At 70.7% G+C, this 25,742-nt stretch carries 21 protein-coding genes; 9 read left to right on the forward strand and 12 right to left on the reverse strand.

Annotation, left to right across the window (positions count from 1 at the left end; genetic code table 11):
• Window positions 1-13: 13 nt before the first annotated feature.
• Window positions 14-1,858: a translation elongation factor 4 gene (lepA, locus tag FXF68_RS21110; RefSeq protein ID WP_148761796.1), complete on the reverse strand. Its 1,845-nt coding sequence runs from the start codon at window positions 1,856-1,858 to the stop codon at window positions 14-16.
• Between the two features lie 241 nt (window positions 1,859-2,099).
• On the opposite strand from lepA, the gene rpsT reads away from it, so the two are divergent.
• Both rpsT and FXF68_RS21120 read left to right on the forward strand, forming a co-directional pair.
• Window positions 2,100-2,372 carry a 30S ribosomal protein S20 gene (gene rpsT, locus FXF68_RS21115; protein WP_067884438.1) on the forward strand — a complete coding sequence of 91 codons (273 nt, stop codon included), beginning with the start codon at window positions 2,100-2,102 and terminating at the stop codon, window positions 2,370-2,372.
• A gap of 62 nt (window positions 2,373-2,434) precedes the next feature.
• Entirely contained in the window at window positions 2,435-2,971 is a 537-nt protein-coding gene (locus FXF68_RS21120; protein ID WP_148761798.1) for an RNA 2'-phosphotransferase, read from the forward strand.
• On the opposite strand, the gene FXF68_RS21125 is transcribed toward FXF68_RS21120, so the two are convergent.
• Complete coding sequence (locus FXF68_RS21125) at window positions 2,919-3,443, reverse strand: hypothetical protein (RefSeq protein ID WP_148761800.1); 525 nt, start codon at window positions 3,441-3,443, stop codon at window positions 2,919-2,921. The genes FXF68_RS21120 and FXF68_RS21125 overlap by 53 nt on opposite strands.
• Before the next feature lie 69 nt (window positions 3,444-3,512).
• Here FXF68_RS21125 and FXF68_RS21130 point away from each other — a divergent pair, with 69 nt between their 5' ends.
• Window positions 3,513-4,433, forward strand: a complete 921-nt coding sequence (locus tag FXF68_RS21130) for a LysR family transcriptional regulator (RefSeq protein WP_148761802.1) — start codon at window positions 3,513-3,515, stop codon at window positions 4,431-4,433.
• Window positions 4,373-4,795, forward strand: a complete 423-nt coding sequence (locus FXF68_RS21135) for an SRPBCC family protein (RefSeq protein ID WP_148761804.1) — start codon at window positions 4,373-4,375, stop codon at window positions 4,793-4,795. The genes FXF68_RS21130 and FXF68_RS21135 overlap by 61 nt, the downstream gene beginning before the upstream one ends.
• Before the next feature lie 255 nt (window positions 4,796-5,050).
• Here FXF68_RS21135 and holA read toward each other — a convergent pair whose 3' ends face one another.
• The 6 genes from holA to hflX form a co-directional block, all read right to left on the reverse strand.
• The gene (holA, locus tag FXF68_RS21140) at window positions 5,051-6,019 is read right to left on the reverse strand and encodes a DNA polymerase III subunit delta (protein ID WP_148761806.1); all 969 of its coding nucleotides are present in this window, start codon (window positions 6,017-6,019) and stop codon (window positions 5,051-5,053) included.
• Between the two features lie 154 nt (window positions 6,020-6,173).
• Window positions 6,174-8,273, reverse strand: a complete 2,100-nt coding sequence (locus FXF68_RS21145; protein ID WP_246178837.1) for a DNA internalization-related competence protein ComEC/Rec2 — start codon at window positions 8,271-8,273, stop codon at window positions 6,174-6,176.
• 293 nt (window positions 8,274-8,566) lie between these two features.
• Window positions 8,567-9,277 (reverse strand): ComEA family DNA-binding protein, encoded by a 711-nt coding sequence (locus tag FXF68_RS21150; protein WP_148761810.1) that lies wholly within the window; start codon window positions 9,275-9,277, stop codon window positions 8,567-8,569.
• Window positions 9,278-9,513: 236 nt separating this feature from the next.
• The gene (locus FXF68_RS21155; protein ID WP_148761812.1) at window positions 9,514-10,359 is read right to left on the reverse strand and encodes a DegV family protein; all 846 of its coding nucleotides are present in this window, start codon (window positions 10,357-10,359) and stop codon (window positions 9,514-9,516) included.
• A 34-nt stretch (window positions 10,360-10,393) separates the two neighbouring features.
• On the reverse strand, window positions 10,394-11,608 hold the full coding sequence (gene hutI / locus FXF68_RS21160; RefSeq protein WP_067884426.1) for an imidazolonepropionase: 1,215 nt from the start codon (window positions 11,606-11,608) through the stop codon (window positions 10,394-10,396).
• Between the two features lie 672 nt (window positions 11,609-12,280).
• On the reverse strand, window positions 12,281-13,717 hold the full coding sequence (gene hflX, locus FXF68_RS21165; protein WP_425458608.1) for a GTPase HflX: 1,437 nt from the start codon (window positions 13,715-13,717) through the stop codon (window positions 12,281-12,283).
• Between the two features lie 280 nt (window positions 13,718-13,997).
• Here hflX and aceB point away from each other — a divergent pair, with 280 nt between their 5' ends.
• From aceB to FXF68_RS21190, 5 genes are all read left to right on the forward strand, one after another.
• Window positions 13,998-15,605 carry a malate synthase A gene (aceB, locus tag FXF68_RS21170; protein WP_148761814.1) on the forward strand — a complete coding sequence of 536 codons (1,608 nt, stop codon included), beginning with the start codon at window positions 13,998-14,000 and terminating at the stop codon, window positions 15,603-15,605.
• A gap of 165 nt (window positions 15,606-15,770) precedes the next feature.
• Window positions 15,771-17,210, forward strand: a complete 1,440-nt coding sequence (locus FXF68_RS21175; protein ID WP_246178881.1) for an FAD-linked oxidase C-terminal domain-containing protein — start codon at window positions 15,771-15,773, stop codon at window positions 17,208-17,210.
• Window positions 17,210-18,406, forward strand: coding sequence for an FAD-binding oxidoreductase (locus FXF68_RS21180; RefSeq protein ID WP_148761817.1), 1,197 nt, complete (start codon window positions 17,210-17,212; stop codon window positions 18,404-18,406). The genes FXF68_RS21175 and FXF68_RS21180 overlap by 1 nt, the downstream gene beginning before the upstream one ends.
• Window positions 18,406-19,692, forward strand: coding sequence for a (Fe-S)-binding protein (locus tag FXF68_RS21185; RefSeq protein ID WP_148761819.1), 1,287 nt, complete (start codon window positions 18,406-18,408; stop codon window positions 19,690-19,692). Before FXF68_RS21180 ends, FXF68_RS21185 begins: the two co-directional genes overlap by 1 nt.
• Before the next feature lie 111 nt (window positions 19,693-19,803).
• Window positions 19,804-20,523 (forward strand): hypothetical protein, encoded by a 720-nt coding sequence (locus tag FXF68_RS21190; RefSeq protein ID WP_148761821.1) that lies wholly within the window; start codon window positions 19,804-19,806, stop codon window positions 20,521-20,523.
• On the opposite strand, the gene FXF68_RS21195 is transcribed toward FXF68_RS21190, so the two are convergent.
• The 4 genes from FXF68_RS21195 to FXF68_RS21210 are packed head-to-tail and all read right to left on the reverse strand — an operon-like array spanning window position 20,510 to window position 25,711.
• Entirely contained in the window at window positions 20,510-22,171 is a 1,662-nt protein-coding gene (locus FXF68_RS21195; RefSeq protein ID WP_187438051.1) for an ABC transporter family substrate-binding protein, read from the reverse strand. The genes FXF68_RS21190 and FXF68_RS21195 overlap by 14 nt on opposite strands.
• Window positions 22,168-23,928, reverse strand: coding sequence for a dipeptide ABC transporter ATP-binding protein (locus FXF68_RS21200; protein ID WP_342787154.1), 1,761 nt, complete (start codon window positions 23,926-23,928; stop codon window positions 22,168-22,170). Before FXF68_RS21200 ends, FXF68_RS21195 begins: the two co-directional genes overlap by 4 nt.
• Window positions 23,929-23,939: 11 nt before the next feature.
• Window positions 23,940-24,680: an ABC transporter permease gene (locus FXF68_RS21205; RefSeq protein WP_246178838.1), complete on the reverse strand. Its 741-nt coding sequence runs from the start codon at window positions 24,678-24,680 to the stop codon at window positions 23,940-23,942.
• Between the two features lie 59 nt (window positions 24,681-24,739).
• A complete protein-coding gene (locus FXF68_RS21210) occupies window positions 24,740-25,711 on the reverse strand; it encodes an ABC transporter permease (RefSeq protein WP_148761829.1) in 972 nt (323 codons plus the stop codon).
• Between the last annotated feature and the right edge of the window lie 31 nt (window positions 25,712-25,742).

Raw genomic sequence — 25,742 nt, forward strand, 5'->3', positions numbered from 1 at the left:
CCACCTACAGGGGCTACTTGCGGCCCTTGTCGGTGGACTCGCCGCCGCCCGTGGAGAGCGCCGCGACGAAGGCCTCCTGCGGGACGTCCACCCGCCCGATGGTCTTCATCCGCTTCTTGCCCTCCTTCTGCTTCTCCAGCAGCTTGCGCTTACGGGAGATGTCGCCGCCGTAGCACTTGGCGAGGACGTCCTTGCGGATGGCGCGGATGTTCTCCCGGGCGATGATGCGCGCGCCGATCGCAGCCTGGATCGGCACCTCGTACTGCTGCCGCGGGATCAGCTCCTTGAGCTTGGACGTCATCATCAGCCCGTACTCGCGCGACTTGTCCTTGTGGACGATCTGGCTGAACGCGTCCACCGACTCGCCCTGCAGCAGGATGTCGACCTTCACGAGGTCGGCCTCCTGCTCGCCGCTCGGCTCGTAGTCCAGCGAGGCGTACCCGCGGGTCTTCGACTTCAGCTGGTCGAAGAAGTCGAAGATGATCTCGGCGAGGGGCAGCGTGTAGCGGATCTCGACGCGGTCCTCGGAGAGGTAGTCCATGCCGAGCAGCACGCCGCGGCGGCCCTGGCACAGCTCCATGATCGCGCCGATGTGGTCGGACGGGCTGAGCAGCGTCGCCTTCACCACCGGCTCGTACACGGTGCCGATCTTGCCCTCGGGGAACTCGCTGGGGTTCGTGACGGTGTGCTCCGTCCCGTCCTCCATGACCACGCGGTACACGACGTTCGGCGCGGTCGAGATCAGCGACAGGTCGAACTCGCGCTCCAGCCGCTCCCGGACGATCTCCATGTGCAGCAGCCCGAGGAACCCGCAGCGGAACCCGAACCCGAGCGCCGCCGACGTCTCCGGCTCGTAGACGAGCGCGGCGTCGTTCAAGCGGAGCTTGTCGAGCGCGTCGCGCAGCTCGGGGTACTGGTCGCCGTCCACCGGGTACAGGCCGGAGAACACCATGGGACGGGGGTCGCGGTAGCCGCCGAGCGCGTCCGGCGCCGGGCGCGACTGGCCGGTCACCGTGTCGCCGACGCGCGCCTGCCGGACGTCCTTCACCCCGGTGATCAGGTAGCCGACCTCGCCGACGCCGAGGCCCTGCACGGGCTTCGGCTCCGGGGAGATCACGCCGACCTCCAGGGTCTCGTGCGCGGCCCCGGTCGACATCATGAGGCTCTTCTCGCGGCGCGACAGGTGCCCGTCCATGATCCGGACGTAGGTGACCACCCCGCGGTAGGTGTCGTACACCGAGTCGAAGATCAGCGCGCGGGCGGGGCCGTCCGGGTCGCCGACCGGCGCGGGCACCTCCGCGACGATCTTGTCGAGCAGCTCGCGGACGCCCTCGCCGGTCTTGCCGGACACCCGGAGCACGTCGGCGGGCTCGCAGCCGATGATCCCGGCGAGCTCCTCGGCGTACTTGTCGGGCTGCGCGGCGGGCAGGTCGATCTTGTTGAGGACGGGGATCAGGTGCAGGTCGGCCTCGAGCGCCAGGTACAGGTTGGCGAGCGTCTGCGCCTCGATGCCCTGCGCCGCGTCCACCAGCAGGACCGCGCCCTCGCACGCGGCGAGCGACCGCGACACCTCGTAGGAGAAGTCGACGTGCCCCGGGGTGTCGATCAGGTTGAGGACGTGGTCGACGCCGCCGGACGTCCACGGCAGCCGCACGGCCTGGCTCTTGATCGTGATGCCGCGCTCGCGCTCGATGTCCATGCGGTCGAGGTACTGGGCGCGCATCTGGCGCTCCTCGACGACACCCGTCAACTGGAGCATCCGGTCCGCGAGGGTCGACTTGCCATGGTCGATGTGCGCGATGATGCAGAAGTTGCGGATGATCGCGGGATCGGTCTTGTCAGGCACAGGCGCTGGCACCGGGGTCCGTTCGCACTACTCACAGGTGGACAAGGAAAGGGTCTTCGTCCCATAGTCCCATGCCGGGTCCGATGCTCCGTGCACCGTGCTGGTTTGGGGCGGGGCCCGGTGATTGGTAGGCTGTGCGACTGCGTGTGGCGTAGCGTCGTGCCCCGGGGGCACCGTCCCGCCCCCGTTCAGACATTCGTCAGGGCCTGCGCGTGAGCAGGCGAGTATCGCGACCAAGCTGAGGCACTCCGACGTGGCTAACATCAAGTCCCAGATCAAGCGCAACAAGCAGAACGAGAAGGCCCGCCTGCGCAACAAGGCCGTCAAGTCCGAGCTGAAGACGGCGATCCGCAAGTTCCGCGAGGCCGCCGAGGCCGGCGAGGTGGACGCGGCCGTCGCCGCGCAGCGCCACGCCGCCCGCAAGCTGGACAAGGCCGTCAGCAAGGGCGTCATCCACAAGAACCAGGCCGCGAACCGCAAGTCGGCGATCGCCAAGCGCGCCGCCGAGCTGCAGGCCGCCAAGTAGCAGCCGCACGCCCCGGGGCCGGCTCGCGTGCCGGCCCCGACGCATGTCCTGGAGCTTCTCTGGTGGACGAGCGCCGCGCGGTGAAGATCTCCAAGTATCTCGCCAAGCACCTGCGGCACCGCCCCGAGCGGATCGGGCTCACGCTCGACGCCGAGGGCTGGGCCGACGTCGCCGATCTGCTCGCGGCCGCCGCCCGCCACTCGTTCCCGATCACCCGGGCCGAGCTCGAGTTCGTCGTCGACGCCAATGACAAGAAGCGCTACGAGCTCGACGGCGACCGGATCCGGGCCGTCCAGGGCCATTCGATCCCGGTCGACCTGAAACTGCCTCCGGCGGCGCCGCCGCAATTCCTTTTCCACGGGACGGTGCGCCGTTCCGTCCCCTCCATTCTGCGGGACGGGCTGCGGCCGATGGGGCGGCACGCCGTCCACCTGTCCCCCGACCGGGAGACGGCCCGGCGGGTCGGCGCCCGGCGCGGCGAGCCCGTCGTCCTGGTCGTCGACGCCGGGCGGATGGCCGCCGCCGGGCACGAGTTCCGCGTCAGCGTCAACGGGGTGTGGCTGGCCGAGTCCGTCCCGCCGGAATATCTCTCCGAATGACGTCGGCGGACGCCCAGTCGGGAATGCGCCGCACCCCTTCCTCCAGCGCTTTCGCGGGCCCGAACAGATACCGGTACGGGACGATCTCCCGAATGGCGCGATGTACGTCCGGCCGGTCGTCAATCATGTGGGTGATCCCGAGTTCCGCGCAGTGCAGCGCCTTCTCCGGACGCTTCGCGCAGAACCGGACGTTCTCCCTGGGCAGGCCCGTCCGCGCGTAGAAGTCGTGGTGGTCGAGCCAGGCGAGCGTCCGCCGCCGCACCCGGTCGCCGCACTTGGAGATGATCCAGGCCCGTCCGCCGAACGCCTCGACCAGGCCGGGCAGCACGTCGTACACGCCCTCCGTCGCGGGCGAGGCGAGCGCCTCCGCGAAGCTCCCGCCCAGGAACGCCGTGTCGTCGTCGCCGGGGGCGAGCAGGCCGCCGTGGATGACCCGGCCGAAGTCGACGCCGAGCCGGGGTTCGATGTCCATGCCCTCCACTCTCGGACCCAGGAGGCTAAAGGAGAACTATTAAGATCATTTCAGCTATAGTCTGCGGCTATGGACCTGGGCCGCCTCTCCACGGACGCGCTCGCCTCGTTCGCCGTCTTCGCCGACCACCTCAACTTCACGCGCGCGGCCGGGGAACTCCGCATCTCCCAGCCCGCCCTGCACGTCAAGGTCCGCAAGCTCGCCGAGACCGTCGGACGCCCCCTCTACACCCGGCACGGCCGCCGCCTCGCCCTCACCCCCGCCGGCGAGCAGGTCGCCCGCTTCGCCCGCGACCTCGACGCCCGGATGACCGCGTTCCTCGCCGACGTGCACGGCGCCGCGTCCACCCGCGCGCCGGTGCTCGCCGCCGGGGAGGGCGCCTTCCTTTACCTGCTCGGCGACGTCGTCCGGCCCGGCATCCAGCTGATCAACGGCGACCGCGTCCGGACGCTCACCGCCGTCCGCACCGGCCGCGCCGACGTCGGGGTCGCCGTGCTGGACGTCCTGCCCACCGACATGCGGACCGTCCCGCTCGCCTCGTACCCGCAGGTCCTGGTCATGCCGGACGATCACCCGCTGGCCGCGAAGCCCACGCTCACCCTCGCCGACCTGGCGGGGGCGGCGCTGATCGTCCCCCCGCCCGCGGGCCCGCACCGGGTCGCCCTCGAACGCGCCCTGCGCGCCGCCGCCGTCCCCTGTACCGTCGCCGTCGAGGCCGCGGGCTGGCCGCTCATGCTGCACTTCGTGTCCCTGCGCGTCGGCCTCGCCGTCGTGAACGGCTGCGTCTCCCCGCCTCCCGGCCTGGTCGGACGCGAGATCGTCGACCTGCCGGCCGTCCCGTACCACGCCCTCCATCTCCCGAACCGCGCCGACGACCCCCTGGTCACCGGCCTCCTGTCAGCCATCCACGACGCAGTGAGGAGCACACCGTGCATTTCGAGATCTCCGTCGACATCGACGCCGCCCCCGAGACCGTCTGGAACCTCCTGAAGGACGTGGAACGCTGGCCCGAGATGACGGAATCCATCACCAGCGTCGAAATCCTGGACAGGCCCTTCGCCCTTTCCAGCCGGGCCCGCGTCTCCCAGCCGAAACTCCCGGCCGCCGTCTGGACGGTCACCGCGTTCGAGGAGAACAAGAGCTTCACCTGGGAGTCACGCTCCCCCGGAGTCACGACGGTAGGCGCGCACTACATCCTCCCAAAGCCAGACGGCACGGTGACCGCCCGCCTGACCTTGGACCAAAAGGGCCCCCTGGCCCCCGTGATCTCCCTCCTGACAGGCCGCCTCTCCCGCCGCTACGTGACAATGGAAGCAAACGGCCTAAAAACCAAATCCGAATCCCAAAACTAAGCCCATTCACTCACCCTGACGACCAAACCCCAGACCCTCAACCTGCCCCACATCCCTCCCTGAACAGCCCTCAAAGAAAACGCGGTGTTGGCACAGACGGGCTTAGAAAGCCCGCCCTGGACACGGACGGGTTCAGAAGACCGAGGGTCGACCGCGGACGGGTTCAGAAGTCCTAGGGTTGAGCGCGAGCGAGCTCAGAGGCACGCCGTCGAGCGCGGGCGAGCGCAGAAGGCCCAGCGCCGAGCGCGGGCGAGCCTAGGAGGCGCGGCGTTGGGCGCGGGCGGAGACTATTTCGGCGACCGCCTTTTCCAATGCGTACGCAGGGTCGGCGGCACCGCCCTTCACCTGTTCGTCGGCCTCGGCCACCGCGGCCAGTGCGCGTGCCACGCCGTCCCCTGACCAGGCGCGCAGTTGCCGCTGGACGCGCTCGATCTTCCACGGCGGCATCCCGAGTTCCTTCGCGAGGGCGGCGCCTCGCGCGCCTCGGGGCGCGCCGCCGACCTTCGCCAGCCCTCGGACGCCCTGCGCGAGCGCGCTGACGATCAGCACCGGCGCCACCCCGGTCGCGAGCGCCCAGCGGAGCTGCTCCAGGGCCTCCGCCAGCTGACCCTCGATGGCCTTGTCCGCGACCGTGAAGCCGCTGACCTCGGCGCGTCCCCGGTAGTAGCGCGCGACGGCCGCGTCGTCGATCTTCCCGCCGGTGTCGGCGACGAGCTGACTGCAGGCCGCCGCCAGTTCCCGCAGATCGTTCCCGACGGCGTCGATCAGCCCGCGCGCCGCGTCCGCCGAGATCTTCCCTCCCGCCGTGCGGATCTCCGTCCGGACGAAGTCGACGCGCTCCCCCGCCTTGGTGACCTTCGGACACGAGATCTTGCGTGCCTTGAGCTTGGTCAGCCCGTCCACCAGCGCCTTCCCCTTGGCCCCGCCGTGGTGGACGACCACGAGCACCACGTCCTCGGCGGGCGCCTTGGCGTACTTGAGCACCTCGGCGACCAAGTCCTTGCCAAGGTCCTGCCCCGACCTCAGGACGAGCACCTTCCCGCCCCCGAACAGCGAGGGCGAGGTCAACTCCGCGATCCGTCCGGGCTCCAGCCCGCCCGGCGCGAGGTCGATCACCTCGTTCTCCGGATCCGCCGCCCGCACGGACGCGACGACCTCACCGATCGCACGATCCACAAGCAGTTCTTCGTCACCGACGACCAGGACGATGGGCTCAATCGACACCCCTGCAGCATGCCACGCCAGCCCCGCCCCCACGCCACCAGCCGACAACCCCACAACAAAAGCCCCCGCACCCGGACCGCCCACACACCCGCCCCGCACCCGGACCGCGAGCCGGACTGAGGACCAACCGGACTGGGGGCTTGCGGCGTGTGGGCTAGCGGTGCGGAATGGTCGTCAAGCCGGTGGCCGTTCGGGCGATGGCTATGTCTCCCTCCTGATCGGTGCGATGGACTTGGGTGTTGAGACGTCTCAGGAGGCTCACCGTCACTGGAGACGGATGGCCGTAGTCGTTGTCTTCCCCTACTGAGATAAGTGAGATGGAGGCGTGTGCGGCGGCCAGAAATCCGAGGTCTTGGCTGGGTGAGCCGTGATGGGGAACCTTTAGGACTTGCACCTGCGGAACGGTGTTTTCCAAAGCGCGCTGCGCTTCGATTTCGACGTCACCGGCCAGGAGTGCGCTGAATCCCGGCTTGCGGGCAACCAGGACCAGGCTCGCGTTGTTGATCGTTGTGCCGTCGTCGTTAGAGGTGAGTGCTGGGCCGGCGGCCACCGGGGCGAGAACGGACAGTGTCAGGTCGCCGATGCGCCATTGCTGCCCCGCCTGGGCCGGACGTGCGGAAACGCCACGCGTCAAGCGGGCTTCGCGTCCGGACGTCCGAGGCGTTGTCAGAACCCCGTGGACGGTGCGGCCGTGCATGACGCCGGACGTCCCGTTGATGTGGTCAGCATGCGGGTGGGTCAGGACGAGTAACGGTACGTCCCGGATGTGGAGTCGCCGCAGGCAGCGGTCGACCGGCGCGGGCTCGGGGCCCGTGTCCACGACGACGGCCTGCCCCGGTGCGGTGGCAAGGACGATGGCGTCCCCTTGTCCTACGTCACAGGTGACCATCTGCCAGCCGGGCGGCGGCCATCCCCGGGCCGTCACCCGCATGGCGACGACAGCGACCAGCACGCCGGTCAGGGCGGCGGCCACGACCAGGCGCAGACGGCGGCTGCGTAGGACCAGGACGGCGGCTCCCGCTGCCATTAGCAGGGTAAGCGCGCCCAAACCGCCGTTCGTCCAGGGGATCGTCGCGTAGGGCAGCGCGGCGGCGGTGCGGGCCACCCAGATGATCCAGCCTGCGGCAAGGCCCGCAGGCCAGGCGATCACTCTGGCGAGCGGAAGGCACACGGACGCGGTGACGGCGGCGAGCGCCCCGAGGAGAGTGGCCGGAGCGACGGCCGGGGCGGCGAGCAGGTTGGCGAACACGGAGACGACGCCCACCTCGCCGGACAGCATGACCAGGACCGGCGCCACCGCGACCTCGGCGGCGACCGCGACCGCCAGGGCGTCGGCGACGGGGCCGGGGAGGTGGCGCGCGAGGCTCTCCCGCCATGGCGGGCCCAGGACGAGCAGCCCCGCCGTGGCCAGCACGGACAGCGCGAACCCGTACGAGCGCGCGAGTTCCGGATCGGCCAGGACCAGCAGAAGGATGGCGGCGGCCAAGGCGGGCAGCCCCTGGCGGCTCCGCCCGGTGAACATGGCCAGCAGACCGATGAGACCCATGACGGCAGCGCGGAGGACGCTCGGTTCAGGCCGCACGATCACCACGAACACGACCACTGCGAGGACCGCGACGGGCGGGGCGCGCCGCCGTCCAAGACCCGCGAGGCGGCACAGCCCGAGGACGGCTCCGGTGACGATCGCCAGGTTCGCGCCCGACACGACCAGGAGGTGGGTGAGCCCGGCCGTCTGGAAGTCCTCGGCGAGGGTCGGATCGAGGCCGGAGGTGTCGCCGACGATCATGCCTGGTAGGACACCGCGCTGGTCGGGCGGCAGCCGAGCGACCGCCGCCCGCAACCTCGCCCGCACTCGCTCGGCACCCCGTTGCATCAGCGAAGGCGGTCCCAGAACGGCGGGCGGCCCGCGCACGATCACAACGGCGGCGAGCAGATCAGCGCCCCTGGGCGTCGTGAACCGGCCGCGCAACCGGACCCGCTGGCTCGGCAGAAGGCGAAGCCAGCCGGGGTCCACCGCGATCAGCAGAACGGGAACCCGCACCTTCGCCCGCGTCACCGTCTCCATCCGGGCCCGCACGATGATCATCGGGCGTCCGTTGCCGGGCCGCGACTGTGGGTCCGCCGTCACCACGGCCTCAGCAACCGCGAAGCGCCCGTGACGGGCGAGATCACGGACCGGCCCGGTGTCGACGGCGGCCGTCCGCAGCGCCACGACCGCCGCCGAGGCCGCCGCGCACACCAGAACGACGCCCACCAACCGCCGCCGCCCCGCACTACCCCCCGCCGCCCGCCCGACGCCACCCCCAGACTGCCCGGCCGCAGCAGCGGGAGCGGCGGAGCTCGGCCCTGCGAGGGCTCCTGTGGTCGAGGCGAGGGCGGTTGTGCCCGGGCCAGAGCTTCGGCCCGTTATCGAGGGGCGGCGGGGGGCTAGGAGGTACAAGGCTGCGAGGCTCGCCAGGCCGCATGTGATGGCCGGGGGGAGGCCGATGGTTGTGGCGGCGGTGATCCAGGTGGCGAGGGCCGGGGCGAGCAGGCGCAGGTCGTGGGTCATACGCGGACCATGGATTTCAGGTCATCGAAGCGGCGCGAGCCTATGCCGCTCACTTCCTGGAGTTCGTCGACGGAGCGGAAACCGCCGTGTTCGGTGCGGTACGCGACGATGCGCTGGGCGAGGACGGGGCCGACGCCGGGGAGGTCGTCCAACTGGTCGGCGGTGGCGGCGTTGAGGTCGATCGGCGTCGCGGGCGCGCCCGGGGCGTTGGGCCCGGAAGGGGCGGCGGCGACGGGGGCGGCGGGAGCGGAGCCGCGGACGCCCACCGGGATCTGCTCGCCGTCCACGAGCTTGCGGGCGAGGTTGAGGGTGCCGGTCTTTGTACCGGGACGCAGCCCGCCCGCGGCCTTGATCGCCTCGGCGACGCGCGACCCGGCCGGGAGCGTGACCACTCCGGGACGCCTGACCTTCCCGATGACGTGTACGACCACCGATGACCCCGCCGCGACCGGGCTCGCGGACGGGGCCGGGCCGGCGCGCGTCTCGGCGAGGGTGGCGCTCGGCAGTGGCGCCGCGGCGGGCTGCGGCCGTGGACGCGCCAGCCAGAAGTACCCGGCGGCCACCACGGCGGCGATCACGCCGAGGAGCACGAGGACGCGGACGTTCGACCGCTCCGGGCTCGCGCGTAAGCGGGCCGAGGGCGGCGTCTCTGGAAGGCGGAGGCGCCCCATCAGGGACTGCAGCCGTGCCTGCGTGTCAGCTCTCATGGCGTCCGACGCTAGGCGCGGCAGGCGACCCGCCGTAAGCGCTCCGCCAATTGTGGATAACTCTGTGTCAGCCCTCGTCCTCCAGGCTGCGTCCGCCCCCGGCTGTGCCCGCCCCAGGGCTGGGCCCTTGGCCGATGCGGTGGATTTGCGCGGCAGGGGTCAGCGCTCCTGATCCCCCACTGCCAGGCGAGGTGTTCCGCCCGTCCAATGGCCATGCGGTGGCGAGCCCCGCACCATCAGAGGTGTGGGGCCACCACCACGGCGAGCATTCCGGGGCCTACGTGGGCGCCGATCACCGGGCCCACCTCGCCCACGTGCACGTCGGCAACGTGGGGGATTCGCTCGCACAGTCGGGTCGCAAGCGAGTCGGCACGTGCCGATGCGGCGAGGTGCTGCACGCCCAGATCAACGTGCAGATCGCCCGCCTCCGCTACCGCGAGTTCCTCCAACCGGGCCAGAGCGCGCGCGGACGTCCGGACCTTCTCCAGTGGCGCGATGCGCCCGTCCGCGATGTCGAGGAGGGGCTTCACCATGAGGGCCGACCCCAGCAGGTTGGCGGCGGCTCCGATTCGTCCACCGCGCCGCAGGTGCTCCAGGGTGTCGACGTAGAGGAGTGACCGGGTGAGCCTGGCCCGGCCTAGGGCGGCGTCCGCGGCGTCCTCCACGGTGCCGCCGGAGAGGGCGACGGACGCGGCGGTGAGCGCGGCGAAGCCGAGGCCCATCCCGATCGTCCCGCTGTCGACGACCCTTACCGGAACGGGCGCGTCGGCGGCCGCGAGCCGTGCCGCCTCCACCGTCCCGGACATGGCGGCGGACAGGTGCACCGAGACCACCTCCCGCGCGCCCGCGTCCACCACCGACCTGTACGCGGCGGCGAAGCGGGCGGGCGACGGGCGCGACGTCGTCACGGCATGCCGTTCCCTCAGCGCCCGCACCGTCTCGGCGGTGCCGATGTCGCCTTCGTCGCGGGTGGCGCCGCCGATGGCGATCTGCAGCGGGACGACGGTCAGCCCGTGCCGTTCGGCCAGCCCGGACGGCAGGTAGGCGGTCGAGTCCGTCACGACCGCGACGGCGTTTCCCATGGCAGGACGTTACCCGCCGCCGGAACGGCGGCGGTCAGGGCTGGACGGGCACGCCGCCGCGCCAGATCCGCAGTGCGCGCAGGCCGAACGCCCACGCGAACGCGCCCTCGTGGTCGGCGTCCCAGAGGACGATGTCGGCGAGCATGCCGGGCGCGAGCGAGCCGCGGTCGCCGACGCGCAGGGCGGCGGCTCCGCCAAGCGTGGCGGCGCGCAGCGCCTCGGTGACGCTCAGCCCGAACATCGCGACGGACAGCCCGATGACCAGCGGCATGGACGTGATGCCGCACTGGCCCGGGTTGTGGTCGGTGCCGAGCGCGACGGTGACGCCGCGGTCGAGCATCTGCCGGACGGGCGCGGGCGCGCGGCTGCTGTTGAGCGAGCTGCCGGGGCACACGGTGGCGGTGACGCCCGCGTGCGCGAGGGCCTTGATGTCGTCGTCGTTGGCCTGGGTGAGCAGGTCGGCGGACGCGCAGCCGACCTCGGCGGCGACCTGCGCGGCGCCGACGCGCTCGTTGGCGCAGGCGTGCATGCGGGCCTTCAGCCCGGCGCGCTTGCCGGTGAGCAGCAAGGCGCGGGCCTCCTCGGCGGTGAAGTGGCCCTCGTCGCAGTAGACGTCGATCGAGTCGGCGCCGGCCACGGCGGCGTCGCCCGCCCACAGCCGGACGGCCTCGATGTAGTCGCGGCGGCGTCCGAAGAACTCCGGCGGCAGGATGTGCGCGGCGAGGAACGTCGCGTGGATGCGCGGCATGGACGGCTCGCCCTCCAGCGACCGCAGCATCCGGATGTCGGCGAGCTCGCCGTCGCGGGTGAGGTGGTAGCCGGTCTTGGCCTCGACGGTGGTCGTACCGGCGAGGATCCACTGGCGGAGCCGTTCGCGGACGCCGTTGCAGAGCGTCCACGGGTCGGTCCCTCGGGTGACGGTCACGGTCGAGTTCACGCCGCCGCCCGCCGCGGTGATGGCGGAGTGGGACGACCCGCTCGTGCGCATCGCGAGTTCCGCCCAGCGGTTGCCCGCGTAGACCGGGTGGGAGTGCGCGTCGATGAGCCCTGGCGTGACGAGTCCGCCGCCGAGGTTCTCGACGTGGTCGACGTCGACGATGTCGTCGATGATGCCGGGGACGCGCTGCGGGAGGTCGGAGGCGGGCCCGGCCCAGACGATCCGGTCGTCGTGGATGAGGACGGCGGCGTTGCTGCAGACGTCGGTGCCCGTCCAGAGCCTGCCGATGTTCGTCAACAGCCGTACCGTCATAGGGTCACCGACCTGAGTGGGACGATGTGCGCTTCAGCGCGGTCAGGGGCGACGCGCGGCGACGGCGCGTCGGTGCGGTGCTCGGACGTGGCGTGAGGACGTGGCCGGCCGCCTGCTCTCGGTCTGGCGCCTGGATCTTTCATGGAGTGGGCCACCTGCTCTCGATCCGAAACGCCGACTGGATGCCGGCGACTCACCATTGGTGGGTCGGGTGATCGGACGACCACCACTGGGCAACGAGACCGGAGATATCGGTTTCGTCACGGTAGTGCACCGAAGGCCCGTCCGACAACCTCTGGTAGCAGCGCTTCGACAGCCATCTCCCCGCCCCTTAGCTCTACGACCGTACGGATTTCAACCGCACCGTCAAGCCGAATCGTGAAGCTGTCACCGTTCAGCGACGAGGATCGGCTGGGCCGCGGATTCTGGACGGGTCCGAATCTAACGGAGAGTCGTCCGGAACCTCGGAGACCCGCCGGGCCGCTCAGGACCCGGCGGGCCGCCGGTCGGTTCGGACGGACGGTTCCTACGAACCATCCGGACAGTCTGTTCAGACGATCGGTTCCGCCGCCCGGTTCGCACGAACCGGCCACACGCCGCTTCGTTCCGCCAGACGGTCGACCCGTTCCGCCAAACGGTCACCCGATCCCGCCGGACGGTCGGGTCGTCCTGTCAGGCGGTCGGGGTGACGGCCTCGTAGCGGGCCAGTTCGCCGGCGAGGTCCGCAGGGACGCGGGCGTGCAGCAGGGTGCCGTCCGCGACGTGCTCCTGCTTGAGCACGTCGCCGCGCTCGTGCGCCTGCGCGACGAGGTCGCCCCGGTCGTAGGGCACGAGCACCCGCAGTTCGCTCTCCAGCCCCGGCAGGTCGGCCTCGATGGCGGCGCGCAGCTCGTCGATGCCGAACCCGGTGCGGGCGGACACGACGACGCTGTGCGGCTCGCGGCGCTGGAGCCGGGCGATCGCGAGGTCGTCGGCGGCGTCGGCCTTGTTGATCACGACGATCTCGGGGATCTCCGCGGCGCCGATCTCGCGCAGCACCTCTCGGACGGCGTCGAGCTGGTCCTCGGGCGCCGGGTCGGAGCCGTCCACGACGTGCAGGATCAGCCCCGCGTCGGTGACCTCCTCCAGCGTCGAGCGGAACGCCTCGACGAGCTGGTGCGGCAGGTGCCGGACGAACCCGACCGTGTCGGCGAGCGTGTAGGCGCGCCCGCCGGGCGTCTCGGCCCGCCGGACGGTCGGGTCGAGGGTGGCGAACAGGGCGTCCTCCACCAGGACCCCCGCGCCGGTGAGCCGGTTCAGCAGGGACGACTTGCCCGCGTTGGTGTAGCCCGCGATGGCGACGGCGGGCACCGCGTGCCGGCGGCGCTCGCCGCGCTTGGTGTCGCGCGCCTTGGACATCTCGGCGATCTGCCGGCGCAGCTTGGCCATCCGGGTGCGGATCCGCCGCCGGTCCAGCTCGATCTTGGTCTCGCCGGGGCCGCGGCCGCCGATCCCGACGCCGCCCGCGGCGCGCCCGCCGACCTGCCGGGACAGGTTGCCGCCCCAGCCGCGCAGCCGCGGCAGCAGGTAGTCGAGCTGCGCGAGCTCGACCTGCGCCTTGCCCTCGCGGCTCTTGGCGTGCTGGGCGAAGATGTCGAGGATCAGCGCGGTCCGGTCGATGACCTTGACCTGGACGGTCTCCTCCAGGTGCCGGAGCTGGCTCGGGGCCAGCTCGCCGTCGCAGATGACGGTGTCGGCGCCGGTGGCGATGACGATGTCGCGCAGCTCGGCGGCCTTGCCGGAGCCGATGTAGGTGGCCGGGTCGGGCCGGGAGCGGCGCTGGACGAGTCCCTCCAGCACCTCCGAGCCCGCGGTCTCGGCGAGGAGCGCCAGCTCGCGCAGGGAGTTCTCGGCGGCCTCGGCGGTGCCGTCCGTCCAGACGCCGACGAGGACGACCCGCTCCAGGCGGAGCGAGCGGTACTCGACCTCGGTGACGTCCTCCAGCTCGGTGGACAGCCCCGCGACGCGGCGCAGTGCCCGGCGGTCTTCAAGGTCGAGTTCGCCGGTCATCGGCTCGTACTCGAACTCTTCGGAGGTCTGGGTCTGGTCTGCAGAAAAAGGTTGAGTCATATGTCCTCGGTAGAACGCCGCGGCACGGCCGTGTCTTCCCGGTCTTCCCGCCGTTTCTTCCCGCCGATCGTCTCACGGCCCTCTTCGGTGGTCACGCGGTTATCTCCCTGGGTTGACGCAAGCGCGCGCGGGGACGTGTCCCGGTGAACGCGGGGGTGCGCAGACGCCACCTGGCGCGTCCGGCCACCGCACCACCCCGCTTTGACCGCCTTCGACCACGCCAAGTACCGTTCTCCACATACCAGAACCCAAATTTCACTATACGAAAGGGATGGCGCAGATGGCTGGACTTGACGGCATCGAGGTCACCGGACCCCTCGGCGATCGGTACGAGGAGATCCTGACCCCGGAGGCGCTCGGCCTGCTCGCCTCCCTGCAGCGCGAGCTGGGCGCCCGGCGCAGGGAGCTGCTGGGCGCCCGCGCCGACCGGCAGCGCGCCCTGTCCGAGGGCGGGACGCTCGACTTCCTCCCCGAGACCGCGGACGTCCGCGCGGACGACGCCTGGCGGGTCGCCGATCCCGCGCCCGGCCTGGAGGACCGCCGCGTCGAGATCACCGGCCCGACCGACCGGAAGATGACGATCAACGCGCTGAACTCGGGCGCGAAGGTGTGGCTGGCCGACTTCGAGGACGCCAACACGCCCCTGTGGACGAACATGATCGAAGGGCAGCTCAACCTCCGCGACGCCCTCGACCGCTCCATCGACTTCACCGACGACAAGAGCGGGAAGTCCTACGCGCTCAAGGACGACGCGGAGCTCGCGACCATCGTCGTCCGGCCGCGCGGCTGGCACCTGGACGAGAAGCACCTCCTCGTCGACGGCGAGCCCATGTCAGGATCGCTCTTCGACTTCGGCCTGTACTTCTTCCACTGCGCGCGCCGTCAGCTGGCCAAGGGCAAGGGCCCCTACTACTACCTGCCGAAGATGGAGTCGCACCTGGAGGCGCGGCTCTGGAACGACGCCTTCAACATCGCGCAGGACGCGCTGGGCGTCCCGCGCGGCACGATCCGCGCGACCGTCCTCATCGAGACGATCCCGGCGGCGTTCGAGATGGAGGAGATCCTCTACGAGCTGCGCGACCACTCCGCGGGCCTGAACGCCGGGCGCTGGGACTACCTCTTCTCCGTGATCAAGAAGTTCCGGGACCGGGGCGCCGACTTCGTGCTGCCCGAGCGGAACGCGATCACGATGACCGCGCCGTTCATGCGGGCCTACACCGAGCTGCTCGTCCGGACGTGCCACAAGCGCGGCGCGCACGCGATCGGCGGGATGGCGGCGTTCATCCCGTCCCGCCGCGACGAGCGGGTCAACAAGATGGCGCTGGAGAAGGTCCGGGCGGACAAGGCCCGCGAGTCGGGCGACGGGTTCGACGGCTCCTGGGTGGCGCACCCCGACCTCGTCCCGGTCTGCCGGGAGGTGTTCGACGGCGTCCTCGGCGACCGGCCGAACCAGCGCGAGCGGCTCCGCGAGGACGTGCGCGTCACCGCCGCCGACCTGCTCGACATCAAGGCCACCCCGGGCGAGATCACCGAGGCGGGCCTGCGCAACAACATCGACGTGGCGCTGCGCTACCTCGCCACCTGGCTGGACGGCGCGGGCGCGGTCGCCATCCACAACCTGATGGAGGACGCCGCGACCGCGGAGATCTCCCGCTCGCAGGTCTGGCAGTGGATCCGCAACGGCGTGTCCACCGCCGAGGGCCGCAAGATCACCAGGGAGTGGGTCGAGGAGCTGCTGGACGAGGAGCTGGCCAAGATCAAGGACGAGCTGGGCCAGGCGTACAACGAGCCCCGCTACGACCAGGCCGTGACCCTGTTCAAGGAGGTCACCCTGGCGGACGAGTACTCCGAGTTCCTCACGATCCCGGCCTACCAGAGCTTCCCGTAGACCCCGCGGGCACGAACCCTTTGGAACCCGCGTCCGCCGAGGAACATGGGTTCCAAAGGGTTCGCCCCTGAGCCGATATCGGGGATCGTGGAAAAGGTGGAACCGTTGTCCAACGAGCCGTTGGTGAACGAGCCGTCGCTCGACGAGCCGTCGCTCGACGAGCCGCTGCCCGGCGGGCTCGGACGCCGGCTGGCGGAGCTGCTCGGGGCCGACCGGGTGATCACCGACCCGGTCCGGCTGCGCACGTACGAGTGCGACGGGCTGACCAACCACCGGTCGACGCCGGGGATCGTCGTGCTGCCCGACACCGCCGAGCAGATCGCCGCGATCGTGCGCGAGTGCGCGGCGGCCGGGGTCCCCTACGTGGCGCGCGGCTCCGGGACGGGACTGTCCGGCGGGGCGCTCCCCCGCGCGGACGGCGTGCTGATCGTCACGTCCCGGATGCGGCGGATCCTGGAGGTCGACATCCCGGGGCAGCGCGCCGTGGTCGAGCCCGGCGTGATCAACCTGGACGTGACGCGGGCCGTCCGGCAGTACGGGTACTACTTCGCGCCCGACCCGTCCAGCCAGCAGATCTGCTCGGTCGGCGGGAACGTGGCGGAGAACTCCGGCGGCGCGCACTGCCTGAAGTACGGGTTCACCGCGCACCACGTGCTGTCCTGCGAGGTCGTGACGCCGGACGGGGAGATCGTCGAGCTGTCCGCGGACGGCCCCGGCTACGACCTGCTCGGCGTGTTCGTCGGGGCGGAGGGCACGCTCGGCATCACCACGAAGATCACCGTGCGGCTGACGCGGCTGCCGGAGACCGTGCAGACGCTGCTCGCGGCGTTCGGCTCGATCGAGGCGGGCGGCGCGGCGGTGTCGGCGATCATCGGCGCGGGCGTCGTCCCGGCGGCGATCGAGATGATGGACGCCCTGTCGATCGAGGCGGCGGAGGCGGTGGTGCGCTGCGAGTACCCGCCTGGCGCGGGCGCGGTGCTGATCGTGGAGCTGGACGGCCCCGAACCCGAGGTCGCGGCCCAGTTCGCCCAGGTCGAGCGGCTGTGCCGGGACGCGGGCGCGTTCGAGATCCGGATCGCCGCCGACGACGCGGAGCGGGCGCTGATCTGGAAGGGGCGCAAGTCGGCGTTCGCGGCGGTCGGCCGGATCAGCCCGGCCTACATCGTCCAGGACGGCGTGATCCCCCGGACGGTGCTGCCGCGGGTCCTGGCGAGCATCGACGCGCTGTCCGCCGAGTCTGGCGTGCGGGTGGCGAACGTGTTCCACGCGGGTGACGGGAACCTGCACCCGCTGGTGCTGTTCGACGACGCCGAGCCGGGCGCGGAGCAGCGCGCGGAGGAGGTTTCGGGGGCGATCCTCGACCTGTGCATCGAGCACGGCGGCTCCATCACGGGCGAGCACGGCGTGGGAGTGGACAAGTCCCGCTACATGCCGCGGATGTTCACCGAAGCCGACCTGGACACGATGCAGATGGTCCGCTGCGGATTCGACCCGGCGGGACTGTGCAACCCAGGCAAGGTGTTCCCCACGCCGCGTCTGTGCGGCGAGGTTCCCGGTGTGCGCAAGGGCCCCCACCCGTACGAGGGAAAGGCTGACCTCTTCTGATGCAGCCCATCGACGCCTTGGCCAAGGTCTGCGGTGATGTAAGGCCGGGTGAGCCTGCGGAGGGCGTCCTCGGGGTGGAGCCCGCTCTGGTCGCCGCACCGAAAGACGCTTCCGAGGCCGCCGATGTCATGCGCGTCGCCGCTGAGAAGGGTCTGGCGGTCGTCCCGCGTGGGGCCGAGACCCGCCTCGACTGGGGCACACCTCCAGAACGGTGCGATCTGCTGGTCGACACCCACCGGATGGACGGGCTGATCGAACACGCCGCAGGGGACCTCGTCGCGAAGGCGGAGGCGGGTCTGCCGATGGAACGGCTCGCCGCGCTTCTCGCGGAGCGCGGTCAGCGGCTCGCGCTCGACGTCCCCCTGCCGGGCTCGACCGTGGGCGGGACGATCGCCACGGGCGCGTCCGGTCCGCTGCGCACGCTGTACGGGACGCCGCGGAACCTGGTCATCGGGCTGACGATCGTCCGGGCGGACGGTCAGATCGCGCGATCCGGCGGGAAGGTCGTCAAGAACGTCGCCGGATACGACCTCGGACGTCTCTTCTCCGGTTCGTTCGGAACCCTCGGGCTCATCGTGGACGCCACGTTCCGCTTGCATCCGGTGCCGTCGGCTACAGCGTTCGTGTCCTGTCGGGTGACTGGCCCCGAGGACGCTTTCGACGCCGTCCAGACCGTCCTGCATTCCGCGGTGGCGCCCAGTGCGCTCGAATACATCGGCCCTGCGACGGTCGCCGTTCTTCTAGAGGGCGTCCCAGAGGGCGTTGACGTACGCGCACGGCAAATCGCCGAACTGCTAGGCGAGAACGCCGAAATCGCGGAATCGGCACCAGACGGCTGGGGACGCTACCCGGACGGCACCACCCTCATAGACGTCACCGCTCCACCACCCGCGCTCCGTGACGTCCTCACTACGCTCGGGCCGGAAACCGCCGTAACCTGGAGTGGAAGCGGACACGGTCACGTCGGCGTTCCCACGGGTTCGACCCCGGAGAAGGTGGCGACCGTGCTGGGCGAGTTGAGGGACGCGCTGAGCCGCCACCGCGGCGGCGCCGTCGTCCGCTACGCGCCTGAGGAAGTACGCGGTGAGATAGATGTGTGGGGCCCGGTTCCAGGGCTGGCGCTCATGCGGCGCGTGAAAGACCAGTTCGACCCGGACCACCGGTTGTCCCCCGGACGATTCGTGGGAGGGATTTGATGAGCGCCCAGGACGACCTCCCGAAACTGCTCGGCGACTGCGTCCACTGCGGTTTCTGCCTGCCGACCTGTCCGACGTACACGCTGTGGGGCGAGGAGATGGACTCGCCCCGGGGCCGCATCCATCTCATGCAGCAGCACGTGGACGGGGAGCCGTTCAGCGACGCGATGGTGCAGCATTTCGACGCCTGCCTCGGCTGCATGGCGTGCGTGACGTCCTGCCCGTCCGGGGTGCAGTACGACCGGCTCATCGAGATGACCCGCGCGGACGTCGAACGCGAGCACCCCCGTTCGCTGAAGGAGCGCGCCATACGGGAAATGGTCTTCCAGTTGTTCCCGTACAGGCGGAGGCTCCGTGCTCTGCGCGGCCCTCTGCGCGCGTACCAGAAATCGGGTCTGGAACGGCTCGTGCGACGCAGCGGCGTGCTGGAGCGCATTTCGCCGTCGATCGCCGCGATGGAGCGTCTCGCGCCGCCACTCGGCAGGACGCCGCGCCTACCGGAACAAGTCGCGGCCCGGGGCGAACGCCGCGCGACGGTGGGAATGCTGTCCGGCTGCGTGCAGGGCGAGTTCTTCCCCGGCGTCAACGCCGCCACGGCCCGCGTCCTCGCCCTCGAAGGCTGTGACGTCGTCATCCCGAAGGGACAGGGGTGCTGCGGGGCGCTGTCCCTGCACTCCGGCCGCGAGGACGAGGCCCGCGCCTTCGCCCGCCGGACGATCGAGACGTTCGAATCCGTGGACGTCGTCGTCGTGAACTCGGCGGGCTGCGGCTCGGCCATGAAGGACTACCGGGCACTCCTCGCCGACGATCCGGCCTGGTCGCGGCGGGCGGACGCGCTGACGGCCAAGACCCGCGACTTCGCCGAGTTCCTCGCCGAGCTCGGCCCCCGCGCGGAGCGTGCGCCGCTGCCGGTCACCGTCGCCTACCACGACGCCTGCCACCTCGCGCACGCGCAGGGCGTGCGGAGCCAGCCGCGCGCGCTGCTCGCCGCGATCCCGGAGCTGGACGTCCGGGAGATCGCCGATCCGGAGATCTGCTGCGGGTCCGCCGGGACCTACAACCTGTTCCAGCCGGAGGCCGCCGCCGAGCTCGGCGACCGCAAGGCGGTGAACGTGGACGCCACCGGCGCCGAGCTGCTCGTCGCCGCCAACCCCGGCTGCTCCATGCAGATCGCCACCGCGCTGCGCCGCCGCGGCGCCCCCATCGCCGTCGCGCACACCGCCCAGGTGCTGGACGCCTCGCTGCGCGGCCTTTCTCCCGACACCCTCCTCACGCGCGTTTCGTAACCCCCTGACCTGGACGACGACCGATTCACACGGTCGGGTATCGTGTCCACCTCCTTGAGATGGGACGCGCTTACCGTGCCTGGAGCGGGCCAGAGGGAGCACGCAGAGACCATGTCCAACAGCCACCAGCCCCGCCGGTCGCACCGCCGGAGGAAGAAGAGCAACGCCGGGCGGATCGGCCTCGCCGGGGCCCTCACGGGCGCCGTCGGGATCGCCGCCGTCGCCGCCGCGATCGCGGTCCTCCGGCCCGGCGGCGACGCCGGTACCGGCCCGGCCCGTCCGGCCTCCGCCGGGCAGGCCGACACCGGCGCTCCCGGCCCCTCGGCGGCCGCGCCGAAGACCGGCGCGCCGGTCGACTTCGTGACGCCGGAGGGCTACGGGTACAGCCTCGCCGCCGTCAAGGCCGGGACCGACGGGCAGCCGCTCGGCGCCACGAAGGCTCCCCCGTCCGGGACGACGTACGCGTACGCCGACTACGTCCTGACCAACAGCCAGCGGCGGCCCGTCCTGCTGGACTACCCCGCCGACCTGTTCCTGCCCAAGGCGCGGGTGCCGGAGGACGCGCGGGAGCGGTGCATGCCGCAGCCCGGCATCCCGGACGACATGTGCACGCTCCCCAACCACAGCGAGATCACCGCCAGGATCGACGGGGCGAGGCCGCCCGTCGACGAGAACGGCAGCACGATGATCCCGGCGGGCGCGTCGTACGTGGTGCGGATCGCCACCGACCTCCCGGTCGACGCCGGCCTGTCGGCCGACGACGTGCGGCTCTACGTGTGGAACGCCCGGTTCACTAGCGACCGCAAGGGCATACGGCTCAGCTTCCCTTAGTGGTGAAACCGATGTCCTGGTAGGCGGGCTCGAAGAAGCCGCCAGCACCCAGGTTCGCGAGATCCGCTCGGACGGCGACGAGTTGGGGACGCTGATACAGCGGCAACACCGACGCCTGGCTCCAGACAAGCCGGTCGGTCTCGTTCACAAGAACGCGAACCTTCACGGGGTCGACCTCCGCGACCGCACGGTCGATGGCTCTGTCGATGGCCTCAGTGCCGGTGCGGGAGTAGTTCTGCTGGACGCTTTGGCCGCGCGGCCGTGCGAAGACAGACTTCAACGGCGAGACGGGGAAAGCCGAACCCAGCCAAGAGAACGGGACGATGTCGAAGTTCCCGGGTGCGACGTAGCGGTCGAAGGCGTCGTCGGCGGGGACGGGTTCGATGTCCAGCCTGATGCCGATTCGTTCGAGCAGCGCGCGGGTCAGTTCCGCTTCGCGTTCGCTGATCGGGACTCCGGACGGGAAGACGAAACGGAGCGCGAGCGTCCGTCCGGCCTTGGCGCGGTACTTCCCGTGGGGTCTCCAGCCCGCGTCGTCCAGGAGACGTCGGGCGCGGGCGGGGTCGTACGTTCCGTACTCCGCTGAATTGTCGCGGTAGCCGTTCTGGGTGTTGACGTAGAAATGGTTGCCGAGCGTCTGCACCGGGACGCCGAGCCCGGACAGGTCGGCTCTCGCCAGGATCCGCCGGTCGATGCCGAGCATGACAGCGCGCCGCACGCGGACGTCGGACAGGACGGGCCCGGCGGCGTTCAACGTGAACTGCCTCCAGTCCGGCCCTCCCGCTCGGCGAACTTCCGCTTTAGGGGTTTTCTCAGCGCGTTCCAGGGCGTCGGCGTCGAGACCGACGTCCATCAGGTCGATCTCGTGGTTGGCGAACGCGCCGGGCATCGCGGCGGTGTCCATCGTTCTGTAGACGATGCGGTCGAGTTTCGCGGGCGCGCCCCACCAGGCGGGGTCGCGGACGAGGGTGACGGTTTTGGCCGTCTGGTCGATCGCGTTGATTTTGAAAGGGCCCGCGGTCGCGGGGAGACGGTTCGTCCAGGCGGTGTTGAACGCGCGGGGCGTCTCGTAGGCCGTGGACGGGTAGAGCGGGCTGAACAGGCTGCGCCAGTCGGAATAGGTGCTGTGGAAGGTCACCTTGACGACGTTTTCGGCGGCGACCTTGTCGACTGACTTGATCTGGCGGTAGCCGGTCGTCGTGGAGACCTCGTAGCGCGGATCGCGTCCGGATAAGGCGCGGGCTTGAGCCGCGAAATCGTCGTATCCGATGGGACGGCCGTCCGACCATCTGGCGCGCGGGTTGAGCCGGTAGGTGACCGTCTGGCCGTGGGCGCTCCGCGACAGCGTCGCCGACCTGAGGTAGTCGGGGACGGCATGCGGCACGCCCTTCTCATCCGCGCGCATCAGATAGGGCAGCACACCTTGGATGACGTGGTTCACGACGCCCTTCGTGCCGTTGACGTGATGGAAATTCCATTGGGACGGGAACTCCGGCAGGGGCCAGCGCAACGTGCCTCCATTCGCGACTCGGGCTCGCGGCACCGGGTTCACGTCGGAGGCGGGGAGGCTCGCGGGCGCGGTCGAGGTATTGCCCGCGCTGCAGCCCGTCCCGGCAAGGAGCAGAATCGCGCCGAGTATGCGTTTCACCTCCCGGCCTCCACGCCGACGAGTGGGTGATGGCAGGCGACCATTCGGTCGGTGCCCGGCAACATGGCGGGGTCGTGTTCTTCGCACAAGCTTCTTTCGGTGGCGGTGAGCATCGCGTATCGGGGGCAGCGGGAACGGAAGCGGCATTCGATGGGAGGCTCCATCAGATCGGGTGGTTCTCCTCGCAGGACGACGCGGTCACGACGCCTCGCAAGAACCGGATCGGGAATCGGGACGGCGTCGAGAAGCGCGCGCGTGTAGGGGTGGGCTGGCCTGCCATACACGTCGTCCACTGGGCCGATCTCGACGATGCGTCCCATGTGCATGACCGCGACCCGGTAAGCGAGGCGGTGGACGACCGCCAGGTCGTGCGCGACGAACATGCATGCCATGTCGAGCCGTTCTTCGAGAAGGTTCATGACCTCGTCGCGTGATGACGCATCAAGGGCGGCGACGGGTTCGTCCAGCAGCAGGAGGCGCGGCTCCAGAGCGAGCGCCCTGGCGATGCCGACGCGCTGTCTCTCCCCACCCGAAAGGCTGTGCGGATAACGGCGTCCGTGGCCGGGCTGCAACCCCACCGATATCAGTAATTCGCTGACGCGCTCCCGCGCCCGCGCCGCCGGAGTCCCATGCGTGACCAGTGGCTCGACGAGGATGTCGGCTACGCGCATGCGCGGGTTCAAAGACGAACGCGAGTCTTGGAAGACGATCTGCACAGCGCGGCGCAGCGCTCGCCGCCGTGCACCGTTCAACCGGGCGGTGTCCTGGCCGAGAACGGAGATCCGCCCTTTCCCCGGGCGCGACAAACGCATGATCTCCATCAGCGCCGTGGTCTTTCCGCACCCCGACTCCCCCACCAGCGCGAGCGTCTCGCCTTCCCGGACGTCGAATCCGATGCCGTCTACAGCGCGGACCGTCCCGCCACGGCGCCGAATTCGGTGATGCTTGACGAGGCCGTCCACTTCCAGCACGAGAGGGCCGTCCCGCGGTTCCCGCACTGACGCCTCATCCAGACGTGGAATCGACCGCACCAATTTGACCGTGTACGAAGCGGTCGGGGCGCGGTAGATCTGTTCCACCGCGCCCGACTCCACCACCCGTCCGGCGCGCATGACCATGACGCGGTCGGCGAGCCCGGCCACGACGCCCAGGTCGTGGCTGATCAGCACGATCGCGGCTCCCGAAGCCTCCTTCACGGCCCGCAACACGTCCATGACCTGCGCCTGGACGGTCACGTCCAAGGATGCGGTCGGCTCGTCCGCGATGACGACTGAAGGCTCGTTGGCGATCGCCATCGCGATCAGCACGCGCTGCCGCATTCCGCCGGAAAGCTCGTGCGGATAGGCATCCGCCCTACGCGCGGCGACGCCGACGAGCCCGAGCAGTTCGGCGGCCCGCGCACGCGCCGCCGCCCGGCCGACCCGCGAATGGATGCGGACGGCCTCCGCTATCTGATTCCCCACCGTGCGGACGGGAGTGAGCGCCGACATCGCGTCCTGGAACACCATCGACATTTCCCTGCCGCGTATCCGGGAGAGCTGGGCGTCCGATCGTCCGAGAAGCTCCCGCCCGCCCAGCCGCACGGATCCGTCCACGTGCGCCTTTTCCGGCAGCAGCCCCATCAAAGCGAGCGCGAGCGTGCTCTTACCGGAGCCCGACTCACCGACGATTCCGAGCACTTCGTTCGCCCCAACCGCGAGATTCACGCCCTGCACGGCGGCAATGTCCCGCGCATACCGGACGGTCAGATCCGTCACCCGTAACACCGTCACCGCGACTCCGGATCGAAGACGTCGCGCAATCCATCTCCCATCAGATTCACCGCCAGGACGATGAGAACGAGCAGAACGGCCGCGAAGCCGAACGGCCAGGGAAAGGCTCCTCCAACACCGCCGCCGTCCGCGATCAGGACGCCCAGCGAAACGTCCGGCGGGCGAACACCCAACCCCAGGTACGACAGGCCGCTCTCCGCGACGATCGCGATTCCGACGTTCAGGCTCGCGTCCACGGCCAGCAGCGACGCGAGCTGCGGCAGCACATGCCGGACGAGCACTCGCGGCGCCCGCACACCGAGAAACCGCGCGGCGAGCACATGTTCACGCCCGCGCAGCGAAACCGTTTCGGCGCGCACCGCCCGCGCCGTGACCATCCACATGAACGCGGCCAGCGATGGCACGAGAACCGCCATTCCGCCTCCCGGCCGCACAACGGCGACGACGAGCAGCGGCGGCAGGATCAGCAGCACGTCGGTCCCCCACATCAGTCCGCGGTCGAGCGCACCGCCCGCGTATCCGGCGACGGCCCCAACGACGGCGGCCAGCCCGGTCGAGATCGCGGCGGCGGCCAAGCCGACGATCAGCGATGTCCGCGCGCCCCGCAAAGTGAGGGCGAACACGTCCCGCCCGCTCCGCGTAGTGCCGAGCCAATGGGCGGCGGACGGCCCCTCACGAAAGGCGGAGAAGTCGATCTCGTCCCAATTCCAAGGCGAAACGAGCGGCCCGGCGACCACGAACGCCACCAACACGACCAGCAGAACCGCCCCGGCGACCACCCGCCGACCGCCTGCGATCACGCCGCCGCCCGGACGCGCGGATCCAGAACGCCCTGCAGCACATCGGAGGCGAGCCCGGCCGACGAAATCCCGCACGCCGCGAGGCATCCGATCGCCGCGACGACGTTGACGTCCCCGCGGCCGATCGAGTCGACGAGCCATTCGCCGATCCCGTGCCAGCCGAAGACCTTCTCGGTGAAGACGCCACCAAGGAGCAGCAGTCCGGAGGCGTAGGCGAAATAGGCCGCCATCGGCGCCACGGCGGTGCGCAGGCCGTGCCTCCGCAGAGCACTCCGCCGCCGCAGCCCTTTGGCCCGCGCCGTCCGGACGAAATCAGCGTGCAGAACGTCCAGCATCAGACCCCGCTGATACCGGCAGTACAAAGCGAACTGCGTCAGCCCAATGGTGATGGTCGGCAAGACCAAATGCTGAACCCGGTCGAGGAACCCGGACTCCCCCGGCGTCGTCTCGCCGACCCACTGAAACACCCGCACGCCCATGGCGTCATTCGCCGCCCCCGCCGCCACCTGCAACAACACCGCGAGAACGAAGACCGGAACAGCAACCAGCAGATAGGACCCGGAACTGATGAGCCGATCGGCCGCCCGCCCACGTCGCATCGCCGCATAGGCACCCACGAAAACGCCGACCACGCTCCCCAGCACGGCCCCGACGGTCAGCAGCCGCAGGCTCACCCCGAGCCGCCGCCGCAGTTCGCCGCCCACCGCCCGGCCGTCCGACGTCCGGCCGAAGTCGCCGTGCAGGACGCCCGCCGCCCACCTCCTATACCGGTCGGCCAGCGGGGTCCGGTCGTTGAGGTTGAGGGCGGTGAGCCGAGCCTCGACGACCGCGTCCGGCGGACGCGGGACGCGGCCCTCGTACCCGGCGCGCGGGTCGAGGGCCGCGGCGGCGAGCAGGTAGCCGAGGCTCATGGCCAGCACGCCCAGCGCCAGCCGGTTCGCCACCCGGCGCAGCAGGAACGCCGCCATCTCTCCCTCTCGGACGTCCGACAGAATCACA

Origin of the sequence: Actinomadura decatromicini (assembly GCF_008121305.1) — a bacterium.
Taxonomy (GTDB): Bacteria; Actinomycetota; Actinomycetes; order Streptosporangiales; family Streptosporangiaceae; genus Spirillospora; species Spirillospora syzygii.